The organism is Sphingorhabdus sp. (assembly GCF_044374345.1).
Classification (GTDB): Bacteria; Pseudomonadota; Alphaproteobacteria; order Sphingomonadales; family Sphingomonadaceae; genus Sphingorhabdus_B.
The window spans coordinates 1-2833 of sequence record NZ_JBILOS010000153.1 but is presented as its reverse complement, the minus strand read 5'-3'; the positions used below and the strand labels follow the sequence as shown (position 1 = coordinate 2833).

The window sequence follows — 2833 nt, the reverse complement described above, 5'->3', positions numbered from 1 at the left end:
GCCGGACTTGTCGGCATGCCGAACGCGGGCAAATCGACCTTCATCAATCAGGTGTCCAATACCAAGGCGAAGGTTGGCGATTATCCGTTCACGACGACACGCCCGCAATTGGGTGTGGTCGATCATAAATCGCGCGAGTTCGTTCTGGCGGATATTCCAGGGCTTATCGCTGGCGCAGCCGAAGGCGTTGGCATTGGCGATCGCTTTTTGGGCCATATCGAACGGTGCCGCATCCTCATTCATTTGATTGACGCGACGCAGGATGATCCCATTGCCGCGTGGCATATCGTGTGTGACGAACTGAGCGAATATGGCGCGGCGTTGGATGAAAAGCCGCAGATTGTTGCGCTCAACAAGGGCGATTTGCTTGATCCCGAATTGATGGCCGACATTGCCGAGCAATTGCAGGCAGCCGGCGCGTTGGATGTGATATCCATTTCCGGCGCGACGGGGCAGGGCGTTGATCTTGTGCTCGACCGGATCTTGGAAGCGCTGCCCGCCAAAAGCGGGATTGAAGGCGCAAAGGCCGATGGCATTACCGAGGACGGGACATGGTCGCCGATCTAAACGCCGCATTTCTGCCGACATCTTGCCCGCTGTTGGTGGTCAAGGTCGGATCGTCACTGCTGGTGCAGCCCGACGGGAATGTGCGGCGGCAATGGTTGGAAACGCTCGTTGCGGATATCAGCGCGCGGCATCAGGCCGGGCAGCGGATCGTTATCGTCACCTCCGGCGCGATTGCATTGGGCGCGCGCCGTTTGGGTTTTGAAAAAGGCGGCCGCAGCAGCCTCGCCGATGCGCAGGCCGCGGCGTCGGTTGGGCAAATTGTGCTGTCGGGCATTTGGGCAGAGTTATTGGACGCCCAGTCGCTTGCTGCGGCGCAAATGCTCGTGACGCTTGATGATCTGGAGGATCGCCGCCGCTATTTGAACATTGCCGCTACGCTCGATCGCCTTTTGGGTGCAGGGGCGGTTCCCGTCATCAATGAAAATGACAGCGTCGCCACTGAAGAAATCCGCTTTGGCGACAATGACCGGCTCGCCGCACGCGTTGCGCAGGCGGCTGGCGCCAGTGGGGTGATTTTGCTGTCGGATGTCGATGGCCTGTTCGACCGCGCGCCCCATTTGCCGGGTGCGACATTGTTGCCGACAATCGCAAAAATTGACGGCCGCGTGCGCGTCATGGTGGCGGAGGGTTCATCCTCTGGCATGGGGTCGGGCGGCATGGCGTCGAAGCTGGATGCCGCCGACATTGCGACACGCGCTGGCATCGGTTTGGTCATCGCCTCCGGACTTCGCGATCACCCGATCGCCGCGCTTGAAACGGGCGGGCCTTCGACCTTTTTTGCGCCGCGCGACGGGGGATCAGCACGCAAAAGCTGGTTGGGCGGACGGCTAACCGTCAAGGGCCGCATCCGCGTCGATGCTGGCGCCATTCAGGCGCTCAGCTCGGGCAGCAGCTTGTTACCCGCAGGCGCCTTGTCGGTGGAGGGTGAGTTTAAACGCGGCGACGTTATCGACATCAGTGATGATGACGGCGTTGCGGTCGCGCGCGGCCTTTCCGAATATGATGCCGTCGATGCCGCCCGCATTTGCGGCCATCGTTCCAGCGAATTGGCGGATATCTTGGGCACCGTGCCGCGCTCTGTGCTTGTACACCGCGATCAGTTGGTCCTTTTGTGAAAACAGTCGCGCTAACCGGAGCGACGGGTTTTGTCGGACGGATCACGCTGGATCGGTTGATTGCCGCTGGTTGGCATGTCCGCGCGCTGACGCGGCGGGACCAGCACAAAAAAGCGGGCGTCAGTTGGGTTCATGGCAGCCTAAATGATACCGCAAGCCTCACCGAATTGTGCGAAGGCGCCGATGCCGTCTTGCATGTCGCAGGCGTCGTCAACGCGCCCGATGCGGCTGGTTTTGAAAGCGGGAATGTTACCGGCACCGCGAATATCCTCGCCGCTGCCCAATTGGCTGGCATCAGCCGTTTTGTGTGCGTCTCTTCGCTTGCTGCGCGCCATCCGGAGCTTTCGATGTACGGCGCGAGTAAGGCCACAGCCGAAGCGCTCGTGCGCACATCATCGCTCGACTGGACCGTCATTCGTCCGCCCGGTGTGTACGGCCCCGGCGACACCGAAATGTTCGATATGTTCCGCATCGCCGCCAAGGGGTGGGCATTGCTGCCGCCGCGCGGAAGGGTGTCCGTCATTCATGTCGATGATCTGGCCCGCTTGCTGGTGACGTTGCTGTCGGCGGATAATGTGTCGAAATGCGTGTTTGAGGCAGATGACGGAACAAAGGGCGGGTGGAGCCACGCCGGTTTTGCCAAGGCCATTGGTGCTGCGGTCGGGCGCGATGTCATAACGGTGCACGCGCCTGCGTTTCTGCTGAAATTTGCCGGATGGGCCGACCGTGCGGTGCGCGGTGCAAAGGCGAAACTGACACCCGATCGCGCCAATTATCTGGCACATCCCGACTGGACAATCAATCGCGATGCTGCGCCCGCGCCCCAGCTTTGGGCGCCGGAAATCGCGACGCCCAAGGGGTTGAAAGACACCGCAAGCTGGTATCGCGCGCAGGGGTGGATGTAGACGCATGGCTTTGCCCTCATACTGCCTTATTCCCTTGCCATAGCGCGCCGATATGGCGCATTGCCCGTCACATAATTTGAGGATTTACGTATGACCGACCGCAGTGAAATGTTTGATCGCCTAAAGGGCTTGATTGAGCCATTTAACAAAAAAGGTGTCGAGGTTGGCGAGACCACCACTTTTGCAGGTGATTTGGAATGGGACAGCCTGACCGTCATGGATTTTGTTGCTGAAGTCGAAGACAGC

Annotated in this window: 4 protein-coding genes; all 4 read left to right on the top strand. The window is 60.1% G+C overall.

Annotated features, from left to right (window positions below; genetic code table 11):
• Positions 1 to 567: GTPase (locus ACIQ5B_RS10790; RefSeq protein ID WP_397599015.1), on the top strand; the 567-nt coding region annotated here is incomplete at its 5' end.
• The gene (gene proB / locus ACIQ5B_RS10785; protein WP_397599014.1) at positions 552 to 1682 is read left to right on the top strand and encodes a glutamate 5-kinase; all 1131 of its coding nucleotides are present in this window, start codon (positions 552 to 554) and stop codon (positions 1680 to 1682) included. The genes ACIQ5B_RS10790 and proB, both read left to right, overlap by 16 nt.
• Entirely contained in the window at positions 1679 to 2587 is a 909-nt protein-coding gene (locus tag ACIQ5B_RS10780; RefSeq protein ID WP_397599013.1) for an NAD-dependent epimerase/dehydratase family protein, read from the top strand. Before proB ends, ACIQ5B_RS10780 begins: the two co-directional genes overlap by 4 nt.
• Positions 2588 to 2677: 90 nt before the next feature.
• Positions 2678 to 2833: acyl carrier protein (locus tag ACIQ5B_RS10775; RefSeq protein WP_397599016.1), on the top strand; the 156-nt coding region annotated here is incomplete at its 3' end.

Coding starts and splice junctions, on each gene's coding strand:
- proB (WP_397599014.1), top strand. CDS start 552: ATGGTCGCCGATCTAAACGCCGCATTTCTGCCGACATCTTGCCCGCTG.